Below are 14,921 nucleotides of genomic sequence, written 5' to 3'. Positions count from 1 at the left end.
TCACCGTGCCAGCGAGATCCGCAGCAGATCGGCCATCGACCGCAGGCCGTCACGGCGGGCCGAGAACGTCGACCCAGGGACGTCGGACCAGGCCACCGGGACCTCGACGACATCGCGCCCGGCGCGCACGACACGGGCGAGCATCTCGACGTCGAAGGCGAACCCGTCGATGTGGCAGTCGCGCACCACCTCGCGGATCAGCGGCCCGGAGAAGAACTTGAACCCGCACTGGGTGTCGGCGATCCCCGGCAGGGTCAGATGGGCGAGCGTACGGAAGAGCAGGCCGCCGCCCCTGCGGAGCACCGACTGCTCGACCTCCAGATGGGCCCCGGGCGCGTGCCGGGAGGCGATGACGGCGCCGTGGCCCGCGCGCAGCAGCTCCATCACGCGGTCGAGGGTCTCGATGGGGGTCGCGTTGTCGGCGTCGGCGAAGCCGATGAAGCGGGCGGAGGAGGTGATGATCCCGCGCCGGACGGCCGCGCCCTTGCCCTGCTCGCTGCAGCCGATCACGTGCAGTCCCACGGGCGGTTCGGCGAGACCGTCCAGGGCGTCCAGGGTTCCGTCGGCGCTGTTGTTGTCCACCACGACCACGGCGGACGACCACGGGCGGGCGGCGAGGAAGGCCGTCGTCGCCTTGATCGTCGAGGGAAGCCTGCGCTGCTCGTTGAAGGCCGGAATGATCAGTTCGAGGTCCACGGCCGGCCGGGTCAGCCAGCGGGGGAGCGGTGCGTGTGCGCGCACGGCGACCATCACGCCTCGCCTCCTTCGGGGGCGCGGCGCGCGGGGCGTCGCGGGGTCGTACGGCGGATCGGGGCGTGGGCGTACGCGTACGCGGGGGACGCGTCAGGCTGCCGCCCTGGACGGTCGGAGTGGCGGGCGGGACGGGAGCGGACTGAATGGCTGGGGTGGCCGGAGTGGCCGGGATGGTCCGCTGGGTCGGAGCCTTGTGAGCCGCCGGAGCGTCGCTTGTGCGCGGCGCGGGCGCGGACGGTCCGCGAGCGCCGGCGCCGGGCCGCCGGCCTCGGCACGCGAGGCGCGGTGCGACAGCGCCGGACCACCGAGAACAGGCGGTCGGAGGCGCGCCGGGCGGGGTGGGCGGTGGGGCGATGCGAGGAGACGCGGGCCGGGCGGCGCCGGGCCTCGGCCGTGGGCCAGTCGGTCACCCGCCGCAGTGGATGCGGACCGGGTGCCGCCGACGTTCGGCTGAGGCGCTGTGCGGTCACGGCGTACTACTTCCGGCCACCGACCCTGTCGAGGGTCTGGGTCTGATTCGCGTAGAAAATGCCTGACTTCAACCGTTAGCATCCGATACCTGATCCGTCAAGCAGGGTGCGCGCCCTCCGCGCGCTTCTCACGCCGGGTTCGGGGGGCGAGCCGGAGCAGGGCGTTGTGCGGGCGTTCGTCGAGCAGTCCGCCCAGGATGCGTGCCCCGTCACGGACCGTGCGGGGGTGCGACGGGCCGTGGCGGCCGGGCCGCTCGAGGCTGGGTACCTCGGCGATGCGCAGCCCGTAGTGCAGGGCGTGGGTGACCAGTTCGGCGCCCAGCTCGACGCCGTCCTCCCGCAGTTCGAGGAGGTCGACGAAGCCCCGGCGGAAGGCGCAGAAGCCGTACCAGAGGTCGGTGAGTCGCTGACCGTACAACCGCCGGGCGACCCGGAGCAGGGCGCCGTGCCCGGCCCGGCGCAGCAGCGGGTAGTCGGCGCTGCCGCCGCCGGCGATGAAGCGCGAGCCCTTGACGAAGTCGTACCCGCTGTCGAGGTAGTGCAGGTAGTGCGGGATCTCCTGCGGCGACATGCTGCCGTCCGCGCCCATCAGCACGATGAGGTCTCCGGTGGCGGCGATCAGTCCCGCGTGCGGGATGTCGCCCGCCTCGCAGTCCCACGGCCCGAGCCCGCGCACGGTCACGGAGCCGCCGGCGTGTTCGCCGGTCGCGCGCTGACCGTCCGGCGCGTACCCGACGAGGATCACCTCGTGGACGTCGGCGGGGAGCTGCGCGAGCAGCCAGCCGGGGTCGCGGTCGCCGGGGCGCACCGGCACGACCAGACTCACGGAACGGTTGTCGGCCTCCGGTGAAAGGTCGGTCGACCGGCGCAGCGGATGTGGCCCGTTACCCATCGGTACGGCTTTCTCCAGAAGCTCTCCGGAATCCGAGAGCGACCGTTCTCAGGATCCGTCGGACAATGCCACGCCGTCAAGGCGGGATTACAATCCCCACATGGCAGGGCGAATTGAGGACTACGCCCTCATCGGTGATCTGGAGACGGCCGCGCTGATCGGGATGGACGGTGCTGTCGACTGGTGGTGTGCCCCCCGATTCGACTCGCCCGCCTGTTTCGCCGCGATTCTCGGCGACGAATCCCACGGTCAGTGGAGTCTGGCACCGGTCGGCAATCGCCCCTGTAACCGCCGGAGTTACCGGGGCGATTCCCTCGTCCTCGAATCGGTCTGGGAAACCGTCTCGGGTGCCGTACGCGTCACGGACTTCATGCCGCCGCGCGAGCACACCCCCCGGATCGTCCGGCTGGTCGAGGGGATCGCCGGACGGGTCGATCTGCACGGGGAGTTGAGGCTGCGCTTCAACCACGGCAGCGTCGTCCCCTGGTCGTACCCGATCGACGGGCGTACCGTCGCGACGGTCGCGGGGCCGGACGCGGCGTACCTCGTCTCCGGACCCGGCGCCGAGGTCACCGTCACCAACTCGTGCACCACGATCGACGTCTCGGTGACGGCCGGTCAGAAAGTCTCCTTCGTCCTCGGCTGGCGTCCCTCGCATTCCGCACCCCCGCCCCCTCCCGACGTGCCCGCCGAATTGGACCGTACGCTCGCCTTCTGGGACGAATGGGCCGGCCAGCTCCGCTATGAGGGTCCGTATCGCGAAGCCGTCATGCGCTCGCTCCTCACCCTGAAGGCCCTCACCTACGAACCGACCGGCGGAGTCGTCGCCGCGGCCACCGCCTCGCTCCCCGAATCCATCGGGGGCGAGCGCAATTGGGACTACCGCTTCTGCTGGTTGCGCGATTCCACCTTCACCCTCTCCTGTCTGCTGCGCAGCGGATACCACCGCGAGGCGCTCGCGTGGAAGGACTGGCTGGTCCGCACCGTCGCCGGGGACCCGGCGGACCTGCAGCCGGTCTACGGAGTCGCCGGGCAGCGCAACATCCCCGAGGTACTGGCCGACTGGCTGCCCGGCTACGAGGGCTCCCGGCCGGTCCGGTTCGGCAACGCGGCCGTCGACCAGTTCCAACTGGACATCTACGGCGAGGTGCTGAGCACGATCTACTCGGCCGTCCGGGCGGGCGTCGCCATCGACCCGCACGTCTGGAGCCTGATGGCCGCGCTCCTGGAGTACGTCGAGAAACGGCGGCAGGACCCCGACGAGGGCATCTGGGAGGTACGCGGCCCCCGGCGTCACTTCGTCCACTCCAAGGTCATGGCCTGGGTCGCCGCCGACCGCGCCCTGCGGCTCGCCCGCATCGCGGGCCAGCGCACCTCCGTCCGGCGCTGGCAGGCCCTGCGCCGCGACCTGAAGGACGAGGTGTGCGCACTCGGCTGGAGCGACGAACAGCGGTCGTTCGTCCAGTACTACGGAGCCCGCCGCATCGACGCGACGGCGCTGCTGATCCCCCGCCTCGGCTTCCTCCCCGCGACCGACCCCCGGGTCCTGAGCACGGTCGACGCGATGGCCCGGCTCGACGACCACGGCTTCCTGCGGCGGTACGCGGACGTGGGCAACGGCCAGGTGCACGAGGTCGACGGCCTCGACGGCGCCGAAGGGGCCTTCCTGGCCTGCACGTTCTGGTACGCCGACGCCCTGGCGATGACCGGGCGCCCGGCCGAGGCCCGCACCGCCTTCGAGCGGGTCCTCGACGTCCGCAACGACGTCGGCCTGCTCTCCGAGGAGTGGGACCCGCACGCCCGCCGCCAGCTCGGCAACACACCCCAGGCGCTCAGCCACGTCGCCCTGGTCAACACGGCCTTCACCCTCTTCGGAACACGTCGGGAGAACCGTTCATCCACAGGGCGCGCGGCTGTGGCATGATCCCGCCGACATCGTTCGGAAGGGGCGGGGCATGGGTGCGGGCGTGTACGTCGGCACAGGGAGCGCGATCCTCGGGCTGCTGCTCCTGGCCGGCGGCGTGGCGGCCCTCAGGCACGGCTGGATGTTCCCCTACCAGCGCCGCTGGATCCACAACGCCGCGCTCTACGGCTGGGCCCAGCTGGTGATGGCGGCCTCCTTCCTGACCCAGGGCATCGCCGGCGCCCTCGTCGACGACCGCGGCGCACGCAGCGTCCTGAACCTCGTCGGCATCGCGGCCCTCTTCGGCGGCCTCCTCCTGATCACCCTCGCCCAACGCCCCCGCCGCACTCCCTGACCGCTCGGCGATTCGTTCGGGTGCGCCCAGCGGGCGGCCCGGGGCTCGGCGGGTTCGAATCGGAGCATGGCTCCCTACGACAGGCTCCGCCCCGACGGCAGTGCGCGGCCCCTGGAGACCGGCACCTGGTGGTACGCCACCGTCGCCGGCGAAGCGGCCCACTCCTTCAGCGGCCGGGTCCGCAAACGGATGCGGCGCGCCTGCCTCGGCTCGGTCCTGCTCATGGCGGTCGTCTACGCCGGGCTCGTCCTGACCGCGACGGGGCAGCGCTGGGAGAACGCCGTCCTCACCGGACGGCTCACCGACGAGACGCTGGCCGCCGCCCACGAGGCGAACCGGACGCTCCAGCACATCACCGTCTCCTCCCTCGTCGTCGCCCTGCTCGTCCTGGCCGCGATCGGCACGCTCCGCGGGCGGTACGCGCTGACGGCCGCCGCGGTCGGCACCGTCACCGCCTCCCTGGTCCTCGCCGAGGTGCTCAAGCGCGTCCTCCTGGTCCGGCCCGACCTGGTCGAGGCGCCCCCGTACCTGACGCAGAACAGCTTCCCGAGCGGGCACACCACGATCGCGACGAGCGTGATGTTCGGACTCGCCCTGGTCGTCCCGTACCGGATGCGCGGCCTCGCCGTCGGCCTGTGCGCCCTGTGGGCGATCGCCGTGGGCGCGTTCACCGTGGCGGCCGGCTGGCACCGCCCCAGCGACGTGCTCGGCGCCGACCTCCTCGTCCTCGCCGTGGCCTGCGGCCTCCTCGCGGTCCTCGCCCGCCGCGGCAAGGTCGCCCCCGCCCGCACCCGCCGCTTCCCGCTCCGCGCCCTCTTCGTGATCGGGCCCCTGACCCTCGTGGCCGTCGGCGGCCTCGGCCTCGGAACCGTCCTCCTGGTCGACTCCATGTTCGTCCTCGACCCGGCCGACCCGGACCTCCCCCGCCTCGCCTACCTGGGCGGACACGCCCTCGCCGCCGGGGCCGGCGCGGCCGCCGCGCTGCTGCTCCTCGGCCTCCTCCGCCACGTCGACCTGGACGCCTGCCCCGTCCCGTACCGCCTCACGGGCACCCTCGCCACCGAGGAGGCAGGGCCCTTTCCCACCGAGGCCGATCACGAGATATCTTGATGTCGAGCAATCTCGCAGACGCAGACGTGGAGCGGAGCACACCCGGTGACTGACTCGACCATCATCTACACCCACACTGACGAGGCGCCCGCCCTGGCGACGTACTCGTTCCTGCCCGTGATCCAGGCCTACGCCTCGACGGCCGGAGTCAATGTCGAGACCCGTGACATCTCCCTGGCCGGGCGCATCATCGCCGGTTTCCCCGAGCGTCTCGAAGAGGGCCAGCGCATCGAGGACGCCCTCGCGGAGCTCGGCGCGCTCGCCAAGACGCCCGAGGCGAACATCATCAAGCTGCCGAACATCTCGGCGTCCATCCCGCAGCTGAAGGCCGCGATCGCCGAGCTCCAGGCGCAGGGCTACGCCCTCCCGGACTACCCGGACGACCCGCAGACCGACGAGGACAAGGACGTCCGCGCCCGTTACGACAAGGTCAAGGGCAGCGCCGTCAACCCGGTCCTGCGCGAGGGCAACTCCGACCGCCGCGCCCCCGGCTCGGTCAAGAACTACGCCAAGACGCACCCGCACCGCATGGGCGCCTGGTCGGCCGACTCCAAGACCAACGTCGCCACCATGGGCCAGAACGACTTCCGCTCCACCGAGAAGTCCGCGACCGTCTCCGAGGCCGGCACGCTCCGCATCGAGCACGTCGCTGCCGACGGCGCCACCACCGTCCTGCGCGAGTCCGTCCCGGTCCTCGCCGGTGAGGTCGTCGACGCCTCCGTCATGCACGTCGCCGCCCTGCGCACCTTCCTCGACGAGCAGATCGCCCGCGCCAAGGCCGAGGACGTGCTCTTCTCCGTGCACCTCAAGGCCACGATGATGAAGGTCTCCGACCCGATCGTCTTCGGCCACGTCGTACGCGCCTTCTTCCCGAAGACCTTCGCCGCGCACGGCCCGGCGCTCGCCGCCGCGGGCCTCTCCCCGAACGACGGCCTCGGCGGGATCCTCAACGGCCTGGCCGCCCTGCCGAACGGCGCCGAGATCAAGGCCTCCTTCGACGCCGAGATCGCCGAGGGCCCGGCCCTCGCCATGGTCGACTCCGACAAGGGCATCACCAACCTGCACGTGCCGTCCGACGTCATCGTCGACGCCTCGATGCCGGCCATGATCCGCACCTCCGGCCACATGTGGGGCCCGGACGGCCAGGAGGCCGACACCCTCGCCGTCCTCCCGGACAGCAGCTACGCCGGTGTCTACCAGGCCGTCATCGAGGACTGCCGCGCCCACGGCGCCTTCGACCCGTCGACCATGGGCTCCGTCCCGAACGTCGGCCTGATGGCGCAGAAGGCCGAGGAGTACGGCTCCCACGACAAGACCTTCGAGATCGCCGCGGCCGGCACCGTCCGCCTCGTCGACGCCGCGGGCAACGTGGTCCTGGAGCAGGAGGTCGCCGAGGGCGACATCTTCCGCGCCTGCCAGACCAAGGACCTCCCGATCCAGGACTGGGTCAAGCTCGCCGTCACCCGCGCCCGCGCCACCGGCGCCCCGGCCGTCTTCTGGCTGGACGAGACCCGCGCCCACGACGCCCAGCTGATCGCCAAGGTCAACGCGTACCTGCCGGAGCACGACACCGAGGGCCTGGACATCAAGATCCTGTCCCCGGTCGACGCGACCTCGTTCTCCCTGGAGCGCATCCGCCGCGGCGAGGACACCATCTCCGTCACCGGCAACGTCCTGCGTGACTACCTGACCGACCTCTTCCCGATCCTGGAGCTGGGCACCAGCGCCAAGATGCTGTCGGTCGTCCCGCTGATGGCGGGCGGCGGCCTCTTCGAGACCGGCGCCGGAGGCTCCGCCCCGAAGCACGTCCAGCAGCTCGTCAAGGAGAACTACCTCCGCTGGGACTCCCTCGGCGAGTTCTTCGCCCTGGCCGCCAGCTTCGAGCACCTCGCCACCACCACGGGCAACGCCCGCGCCCAGGTCCTCGCCGACACCCTCGACCGCGCCACCGGCACCTTCCTCAACGAGGACAAGTCGCCGACCCGTCGCGTCGGTGGTATCGACAACCGCGGCAGCCACTTCTACCTGGCCCTGTACTGGGCCCAGGAGCTGGCCAAGCAGACCGACGACGCGCAGCTCGCCGAGGCCTTCGCCGGCCTGGCCAAGACCCTGACCGAGCAGGAGAGCACCATCGTCTCCGAGCTCAACGCGGTCCAGGGCTCCCCGGCCGAGATCGGCGGCTACTACCAGCCCGACCCGGCCAAGGCCGCCGCCGTGATGCGCCCGTCCGCCACCTTCAACGAGGCCATCGCGTCCCTCGCCTGATCCCGGCGCGACAGCTCGAACCGCCCCGGCCGGGATTCCTCCGGCCGGGGCGGTCCCGTCGGTGGCGGATGTGCCATTCGGGTGTGAACCTGGATGGATGAGCTGGGCATCATGGACGACCCCCGGCGTCTACACCGGGCGCGGTGGGGTGCTCACCGACGAGGTCGGTACGGTCACCGGCGACATGACCGTGCACACCACCTATGCAGATGGCGAAGCACGCGTAGCCGTGCAGTACACCGGCGCCTCCGACTGGTTCACCATGGCGGGCAGTCCGGTGCCGTGCTCCTCCGAGGCGGAGAGCCGCGAACTCCATGCGGCCGCCGTCGAGGCGGTACGGGAAGGACACGCGGCCACCGTGCCGTACCTGCCCCACCCACCCGCGTAGGGCACCCGCTCAGGGCTTGCCCACCATGTAAGTGTTATCCCACCCGCTCCCACGGGTCTCCTCAGGACGGGGACGGCACAGACCCAGGACGACGAGGGAGCAGGGCACATGCACAGCGACGAGCGCGGCACCGCCGCACTGGTGGGCGCGGCCGTGTCGGGAGACCCGTACGCCGGTGAGCGGCTCGTCCGCGCGTACCTTCCGCTGGTCTACAACATCGTCGGCCGCGCCCTCGACGGGCACGCGGACGTCGACGACGTCGTCCAGGAGACGATGGTCCGCGCCCTCGACGGCCTGCCCGGACTGCGCGACCCCGAGCGCTTCCGGTCCTGGCTCGTCGCCATCGCCACCAACCAGATACGCCGGCGCTGGCGCGAACGGCAGAACGGACCCGTCCCCGGCCTCGACCGGGCGGCCGAGCTGGCCGACCCGGACGGCGACTTCGTCGACCTGACCATCCTCCGGCTCGGCCTCACCGGCCAGCGGCGCGAGGTCGCCGAGGCCACCCGCTGGCTCGACGACACCGATCGCGAAGTGCTCGCCCTGTGGTGGCTGGAGGCCGGCGGCGAACTCGACCGCGGCGAACTGGCCGACGCGCTCGCCGTCACCCCCGCGCACGCGGCGGTCCGCGTCCAGAGGATGAAGGAGCGCCTGGAGACCGGCCGGACCGTCGTCCGCGCGCTGGGCGCCCGGCCGCGCTGCGAGGAGCTGGCCCGGCTGACCGCCGACTGGGACGGCGTCCCCTCCCCGCTCTGGCGCAAGCGCGTCGCCCGCCACGTGACGCCCTGCCGCCGCTGCCTCCCGCCCCGCACCGTCCTCGCCCCGGCCGAGGCGCTCCTGGTGGGCCTCGGCCTGGTCCCTCCGCTCCTGCTGTGGGGCGCGGCGGGCCCGGAGACCCAGGCGGCCGCCCTGGCGGCGGACGCCTCCGACGCCTTTCCGCACGGGGGCGCGGAGATCGAGCCTGTCGGGACCACAGGCGGCGGGTCGATCGGGCGGGCCTGGATAGCCGGGGCGGTGGCCGTCGGCGTACTCGGCGGGCTCATCCTGCTCGTACCGTCCGAGCCCGAGGAGCGTGCGCCCGCGCCCGTCGCGCCCGTGGCGGCGCCCCCGGCGGAGCCGACCACGCCCTCGCCGAGTCCCACCACCCCCACGCCCACCCCGACGCCGACCCCCTCCCCGAAGCCGACGCCGACGCCCACGCCGACGCGGACGGTCACCGCCGAGGAGCGGCTGACCCGGCTGGTCAACCAGCGGCGGGCACAGGAGGGTTGCGCGCCCCTGCGGACCGACGCGCGGCTCAACGAGGCGGCCCGCGCCTACGCACGGGACATGGTCCGGCGCGGCTACTACGCGCACAACAGCCCGGAGGGCAAGTTCGCCGACGCGCGGATCTCGGCCGCCGGATACGAGTGGTCCGCGTGGGCCGAGAACCTGGCGCGCGGCAGCGCCGACCCCTCCGCCGTCTTCGACGACTGGATGGACGGCTCGATGCACGAGCGCAACATGCTGGACTGCGACTACCGCGACACCGGCGTCGCCGCCGTGGACGGACCCGACGGCACGGTGTGGGTGCAGAAGCTGGCCACGCCCGCGCCCTGAACCCGCGCCGCCGGACCGGGCGGCCGGATCAGCGCCGGGTGCCGAAGTTCTGCACCCACCACGGTCCGTCGGCCGCCAGGGCCACCCCCACGCCGATGTCCTTGAACGCGCAGTTGAGGATGTGGCGGCGGTGCCCGTCGCTGCTCATCCAGTCCTCCATCGCCTGCACGGGGGTCTTCGGGCCGCGGTGGATGTTCTCCGCCCAGCTCGACCACGTGTATCCGGCCGCGGTGATCCGGTCGCCGGCGTCCCTGCCCTCGGGTGTCGTGTGCTCGTAGTAGTCGCGGTCCGCCATGTCGTCCGCGTGCGCCTGGGCGGACTCGGCCAGCCGGCGCTCGGAGCGCAGTGGCGCACAACCGGCCTTCTCGCGCTCGGCGTTGGCGAGCGCGACGACCTCGTCGACGTACCGCGCGACCTTTCCGCCGCCCGAGTACGTCGTCCCCGGGGCCGCTGCTACGGACCTCTCGCCGAGCGGCGCCAGGTTCGTGCGGACGACGTCCTCCGAACGGGTGGCGGGCGGGGTTCCGCGGGACGCCACGTACGCCCCGGCGGCGACCGTCAGGACGACCGCCGCCGTGCCCGCGAGCGTCACCGCCGTACGGAAGGACAGCCCCCCGCGGGCACGCCGTCCCGCACCCCCGCCCCTGCGGTGCCGGCCCCCGTCGCTCGTCGGCTGTTCGTCGGGGCTGGTCTCGTCGTGGTGCTCCATGGGCTCCGCTCTCTTCTCCGGGGCCGCCGGACCGTCCGGCGCGGGAGAGCCGCCGGGGCGGCGGTCATCACACTTTCCGGCGCCGGTGCCGTCGACACATCTCGTCAACCCGGCCCGTCAACACGCCGCCCCGTGGAGCCACCGCATCACTCGTGGGGGACGACCGCCACCGGACAGGGCGCCAGGTGCAGCGCGGCATGCGCGACCGAACCGATCCGGGACCCGAGCGCCCCGCGCTGGGCCCTGCGCCCCACCACCAGGAGCCGCGCCGCGCCCGAGGAGGAGAGCAGCACCTGTCCCGCGCTCCCGATCTCCACCTGCTCCGTCACCGGCACCTCGGGGTACCGCTCCCGCCACGGCGCCAGGGCCTCGTGGAGCGACTTCTCCTCGAACGGGACGAGCCCGCCGGCCTCGTCGGCCAGCGCCATCGACCCGGGGCTGTAGGCGTACAGGGACGGCAGATTCCACGCCCGTACCGCTCGGAGGGACGCCCCGCGCGCCTTCGCCGCGGCGAAGGCGAAGCGGAGGGCCGCGGCGCTGTCCTCGGGACCGCCCTGCTGCCCGACGACGATCTCGCCGCCCGCGTCCTCCGCCTCGGCGTCCTCCTCGTCGTCGCGCGTCCTGACCGCCACCACGGGCCGGGTGGCGGCCGCGATGATCTGCTGTCCGTGGGAGCCGAGCAGGAAGCCCACCACCGCCCCGTGCCCGCGCGAGCCGACGACGAGCATCTCGGCCCGCTCCTCGGTGCCCAGCAGCGCCGCGACCGGGGTGTCGGCAATGACCTCGGCGGTGAGGGCGAGGCCGGGATACCGCCCGCCGATCGTCGACTCGGCCGCCCGCACCACCTCCTCCGCCATCCGGTCCTGGCGCGCGCGGTCCTGAGCGAGCGGGATGTTGAGCGGCTCCGTCCGCCACGCGTACACGAGCCGCAGCGCGAGACCGCGGCGCCCCGCCTCCCGGGCGGCCCAGTCGGCCGCGGCGAGACTCTCGGGCGAACCGTCCACTCCGGCGACGATCTCGCGACTCATCAGGCTGCCTCCCTCAGTTCGGTGGCGGGCCCGGCCTCGGCCGGCCCCCTCTGCCTCCCAGCTTGGGCCCAACGGCCGCCCGAGGAGAGGGCCGGAGGTCCCGACATGCCGGAAGGGGCACCTCAGGCGAGCAGTCGGAGCCCCGGTCTGGTCCCGTGGAGGTAGTGGTCGCCGATGTCGCGCAGGCGGTGCGTCGAGGAGGACTGGGCGGTCAGCGTACGGGCGTTGCGCCAGAACCGGTCGAAACCGGGGCCGCCGCCCGGGGCATCGGCGGGCGCCGTGGTGTCGACGAGTTCGAGGATGCGGCTGGTGATCCGTACCGCCGCCCGGCTCGTCACCGCCTCGGCCGCCGCGACGAGGACGGCGATGTCGGCCCGGTCCTCGACGCCGAGGGCCCGCCCGGCGCCAAGGCCGTGCGCGAGGGCGTCCGTCGCGCGCTCGACGACCGCCGACGCGGCGTGGGCGGCGGTGGCCAACTCGCCGTAGGCCAGCAGGAGGTACGGGTCCTCCTGACCGAGCGGCTGGTCGGGCGCCCCGAGCCGCGCGGCGGCCGCCACCGGAGCGGCCCGGGTCGCGCGGCTCACGTCCCGGGCCTCGGCCAGCGCGCCCTCGGCGATGCCGAGCCCGACGTGGACGAGCAGGAGCCGCAGGGCGAGCGGGGCCAGCGTCGTGAACGGGGCGACGGCGTGCTCGTCGCGGGGGAGCGAGCCGAGGATGTGCCGGGCGTCCACCCGGACCTGGTCGAACGTCACCGTCCCCGCGCCCGCGAGCCGCTGGCCGACCCGCTCGGCCCCGGCCTCGACGAACACGGCCGGATCCGCCGGATCCACGAGCACGACCAGGACGTTCCCGGTCTCCGTACAGCGCGCCCCGACGACCAGACGGTCGGCGACGGTCACCCCGGAGGGGAACGTGCGGCGCCCGTCGAGGACATGGCCGCCTCGGGTCGGGGTGAGGGAGAGCTCGCGCTCCCCGCTCGTGTCCGACGGCTCCAGGCCGCCGCCGAGCAGCCGGCCCTCCCGGGCCGTGCCGTCCTCGAACGCGGCGTGCGGGGACGTCGCTCCGGGGGCCGGCGGCTCGCCGCCGCCCAGGAAGCGGGCGCTCCAGGCCAGGACGTAGTGGTGGGCGAGGAGTTCGCCGATCGAGCTGTCGGCGGCGGAGATCTCCCGGATCACGGCGCACGCGGCCCGCCAGTCGGCGCCCCGCCCGCTCGCGCCCGGCGGGGTGAGCAGGGCGGGCAGTCCGGCCTCCCGCAGGCGGGCGACCTCGTCGAACGGGGGCTTCCCGGCGCGGTCCCGCACCGGGGCGTCGAAGGCGAGGTCGTCCGCGAGCTCGCGGGTGACGCGGGGCCAGATCTCGTCGTCACCACGGCGGTCGGCAGGCCGGGAGGTGGGGCGCAGCGCTGACTTCTTCGGCGTTCTCACGTCACCTCATAGATTCCCGAGTTTTCCCACTGGAATGGTAGGGATAGTCGCAGAGGAAAGGCATGGGCCCCAAGAGGCGTTCACATCATGGACAGTTCAATTCCAGGAGTCGAGACGCTCAGGGATTGGTCCAGGCGTCAGGGGACTCCGCGAGCCCGGAGATGTCGGCCGGCAGCTTCCCCGCCGCCACGTCCGCGAGGGAGACCCCGTCGAGCACGTTCCGCACGTTCGCCCGCAGCGCGATCCAGAGCGTCAGCAGCGACTCGGCCGGACCCGTGTACGAGAGCTCCGGAGGCCGCACCCCGCGCACCGACACCAGCGGCCCGTCCACACACCGGATCACGTCCGCGACCGAGATCGAGTCCGCGGGCCTGGCCAGCCAGTAGCCGCCGTTCCCGCCCCGCTGGCTCTGCACCAGACCACCCCGGCGCATGTCGCCGAGGATCCCCTCCAGGAACTTGTGCGAGATGTCCTGGCCCTCGGCGATCGCCTCGGCCTTCACCGGCCCCGCGTCCTGGGCGGCGGCCAGCTGGAGCGCGGCTCGCACCGCGTAGTCGGCCCTGGCTGAGATGCGCATGCCCGCATTATTCCGCACCCCGGTGACCGGATTCGTACCCCACGGCGGAGCGGCGGGCGGCTGCGTGTCCGAGGGCTGTCCGCGCTCTTGACGCGGACCGTGGCCGCGCCGACACTCGGGAACGGGAATCCGAGTGAACAGGTAGGGAAGCGATGGCGCGCAGGGGAGCACGGGAGACGGCCTTCGCCGGCCGGACAGTGCGCTCGCCGCTCCTGACCTCCCGCCGTCACATCGACCTGCTGCGTGTGTGCAGCGCGGCGAGTCGACACGGCCGCCGGGGCGCCTAGAGCCTTCGGTCGGGGTCACGCCGGGCTCGCGAGCTCTGGCACCGCGCTTCCCCGTCGCCCTTCGGGCACGGGCCCGCGTTGACCTCTCCTCCGCCCTGCGGGCCCAGGAGACCGGCTCCGCCCGCTGAGCCGTCTGCGGGAGTCCGCCCCCTGACCACGGCTTTCCAGCTCTCCTCCTTCCCGTACCTCTGCTGCCTCCGGGTGCCCGCCGACGCCGTCGTGCGCCCGTGACCCAGCACCGAGCACCCCCAGGGAGAAGCATGTCCGTCACCCCGCACCTCGGCCGCCCGTACGCCGCTCCGTCGCCCGCCGCGCCGGCCCCGGCCGCGCCCGCCTTCCGGGGCCGCATCGGCCCGGACGTGCGCAGCGGCCACTACGCCGTGCCGCACCGCTACCGGCTCCATCTGTCCCTCGCCTGTCCCGGCTGTCTGCGCATCGCCGTCACCCACGGCCTCCTCGGGCTCCAGGAGACCGTCCCGCTCTCGCTCCTCCCCGCCACCCCCGACACGCCCGGCGGCGGGTACGCGGCCCTGCTGCCGCTGTACGAGGCCAGTGCCCACCAGTACGCGGGACCGGCCGCCGCGCCCGTGCTCAGCGACGGCTGGACCGGCCGGATCGTGAGCACCCACGTGCCCGACATCCTGCGCGACCTCGCCGTACGGTTCCGTGCCCCCGGCCACCCCGACCTGCTGCCCGAGGGGCGCGAGGCCGAGATCGAGGCGATCGGCGAACTCTGCGAGCGCGGCATCAACCGGGCCGCGCAGCGCGCGGGCGAGCTCGGACTCGACGACGGGGCCGCCCACCAGGACCCGCTCGCCGAGCTGTTCGCCGCCCTCGGCGGCCTCGAACGCAGGCTGCGGCGGCAGGAGTACGTCCTCGGCGACACCCTCACCGCCGCCGACGTCCACGTCTGGGTGACCCTCGTCCAACTCGACACCGTCCACCGCCGTCACCTGGACGCCGGCGCCCTGGAGCGGATCGCCGGACACCCGGCGCTCTGGTCCTACGCCCAACGCCTCGCCGCGCAGCCGGCGTTCGGCCGCCACCTCGACCTCGACGGCATCGCGGCCCGCCATCGCGCCCACTGCGGCGGCCGGGAGGCGGCGGGCGCCGCGATGGGCGTCGTCGACTGGGAGGCGTACCGGGCCGACTGACGTCCCG

13 protein-coding genes are annotated in these 14,921 nt (G+C 73.4%); 7 read left to right on the top strand and 6 right to left on the bottom strand.

What is annotated here, in order from left to right; translation table 11 throughout:
• Both AB0F56_RS14085 and AB0F56_RS14080 read right to left on the bottom strand, forming a co-directional pair.
• Window positions 1-750, bottom strand: a complete 750-nt coding sequence (locus tag AB0F56_RS14085; RefSeq protein ID WP_362008678.1) for a glycosyltransferase — start codon at window positions 748-750, stop codon at window positions 1-3.
• A gap of 570 nt (window positions 751-1,320) precedes the next feature.
• On the bottom strand, window positions 1,321-2,049 hold the full coding sequence (locus tag AB0F56_RS14080) for a glycosyltransferase (protein WP_362008284.1): 729 nt from the start codon (window positions 2,047-2,049) through the stop codon (window positions 1,321-1,323).
• A gap of 166 nt (window positions 2,050-2,215) precedes the next feature.
• Here AB0F56_RS14080 and AB0F56_RS14075 point away from each other — a divergent pair, with 166 nt between their 5' ends.
• From AB0F56_RS14075 to AB0F56_RS14050, 6 genes are all read left to right on the top strand, one after another.
• Window positions 2,216-4,039: a glycoside hydrolase family 15 protein gene (locus tag AB0F56_RS14075; RefSeq protein WP_362008281.1), complete on the top strand. Its 1,824-nt coding sequence runs from the start codon at window positions 2,216-2,218 to the stop codon at window positions 4,037-4,039.
• 31 nt (window positions 4,040-4,070) lie between these two features.
• Window positions 4,071-4,373: a hypothetical protein gene (locus AB0F56_RS14070; RefSeq protein WP_362008280.1), complete on the top strand. Its 303-nt coding sequence runs from the start codon at window positions 4,071-4,073 to the stop codon at window positions 4,371-4,373.
• Between the two features lie 66 nt (window positions 4,374-4,439).
• Window positions 4,440-5,483, top strand: a complete 1,044-nt coding sequence (locus AB0F56_RS14065) for a phosphatase PAP2 family protein (protein WP_362008277.1) — start codon at window positions 4,440-4,442, stop codon at window positions 5,481-5,483.
• A 45-nt stretch (window positions 5,484-5,528) separates the two neighbouring features.
• Complete coding sequence (locus AB0F56_RS14060; protein ID WP_362008275.1) at window positions 5,529-7,748, top strand: NADP-dependent isocitrate dehydrogenase; 2,220 nt, start codon at window positions 5,529-5,531, stop codon at window positions 7,746-7,748.
• Window positions 7,749-7,845: 97 nt separating this feature from the next.
• On the top strand, window positions 7,846-8,136 hold the full coding sequence (locus AB0F56_RS14055) for a hypothetical protein (protein WP_362008272.1): 291 nt from the start codon (window positions 7,846-7,848) through the stop codon (window positions 8,134-8,136).
• A gap of 108 nt (window positions 8,137-8,244) precedes the next feature.
• Window positions 8,245-9,735: a sigma-70 family RNA polymerase sigma factor gene (locus AB0F56_RS14050; RefSeq protein WP_362008269.1), complete on the top strand. Its 1,491-nt coding sequence runs from the start codon at window positions 8,245-8,247 to the stop codon at window positions 9,733-9,735.
• Window positions 9,736-9,763: 28 nt separating this feature from the next.
• Here AB0F56_RS14050 and AB0F56_RS14045 read toward each other — a convergent pair whose 3' ends face one another.
• The 4 genes from AB0F56_RS14045 to AB0F56_RS14030 all read right to left on the bottom strand — a co-directional run bounded on the left by AB0F56_RS14045 (window position 9,764) and on the right by AB0F56_RS14030 (window position 13,473).
• The gene (locus tag AB0F56_RS14045; protein ID WP_362008266.1) at window positions 9,764-10,444 is read right to left on the bottom strand and encodes a CAP domain-containing protein; all 681 of its coding nucleotides are present in this window, start codon (window positions 10,442-10,444) and stop codon (window positions 9,764-9,766) included.
• A 146-nt stretch (window positions 10,445-10,590) separates the two neighbouring features.
• Window positions 10,591-11,472 (bottom strand): universal stress protein, encoded by an 882-nt coding sequence (locus AB0F56_RS14040; RefSeq protein ID WP_362008264.1) that lies wholly within the window; start codon window positions 11,470-11,472, stop codon window positions 10,591-10,593.
• A gap of 122 nt (window positions 11,473-11,594) precedes the next feature.
• Window positions 11,595-12,896 carry an acyl-CoA dehydrogenase family protein gene (locus tag AB0F56_RS14035; protein WP_362008263.1) on the bottom strand — a complete coding sequence of 434 codons (1,302 nt, stop codon included), beginning with the start codon at window positions 12,894-12,896 and terminating at the stop codon, window positions 11,595-11,597.
• Between the two features lie 118 nt (window positions 12,897-13,014).
• Window positions 13,015-13,473 (bottom strand): Rrf2 family transcriptional regulator, encoded by a 459-nt coding sequence (locus tag AB0F56_RS14030; protein ID WP_362008260.1) that lies wholly within the window; start codon window positions 13,471-13,473, stop codon window positions 13,015-13,017.
• A gap of 547 nt (window positions 13,474-14,020) precedes the next feature.
• Between AB0F56_RS14030 and AB0F56_RS14025 the strand changes: the two genes are divergently transcribed.
• The gene (locus tag AB0F56_RS14025) at window positions 14,021-14,914 is read left to right on the top strand and encodes a glutathione S-transferase C-terminal domain-containing protein (protein WP_362008257.1); all 894 of its coding nucleotides are present in this window, start codon (window positions 14,021-14,023) and stop codon (window positions 14,912-14,914) included.
• Window positions 14,915-14,921: the final 7 nt, after the last annotated feature.

This window comes from Streptomyces sp. NPDC026092 (assembly GCF_040638605.1).
GTDB lineage: Bacteria > Actinomycetota > Actinomycetes > Streptomycetales > Streptomycetaceae > Streptomyces.
Note: the sequence above shows the minus strand (reverse complement) of the source record. Positions and strands in the feature narration are given on the sequence as shown.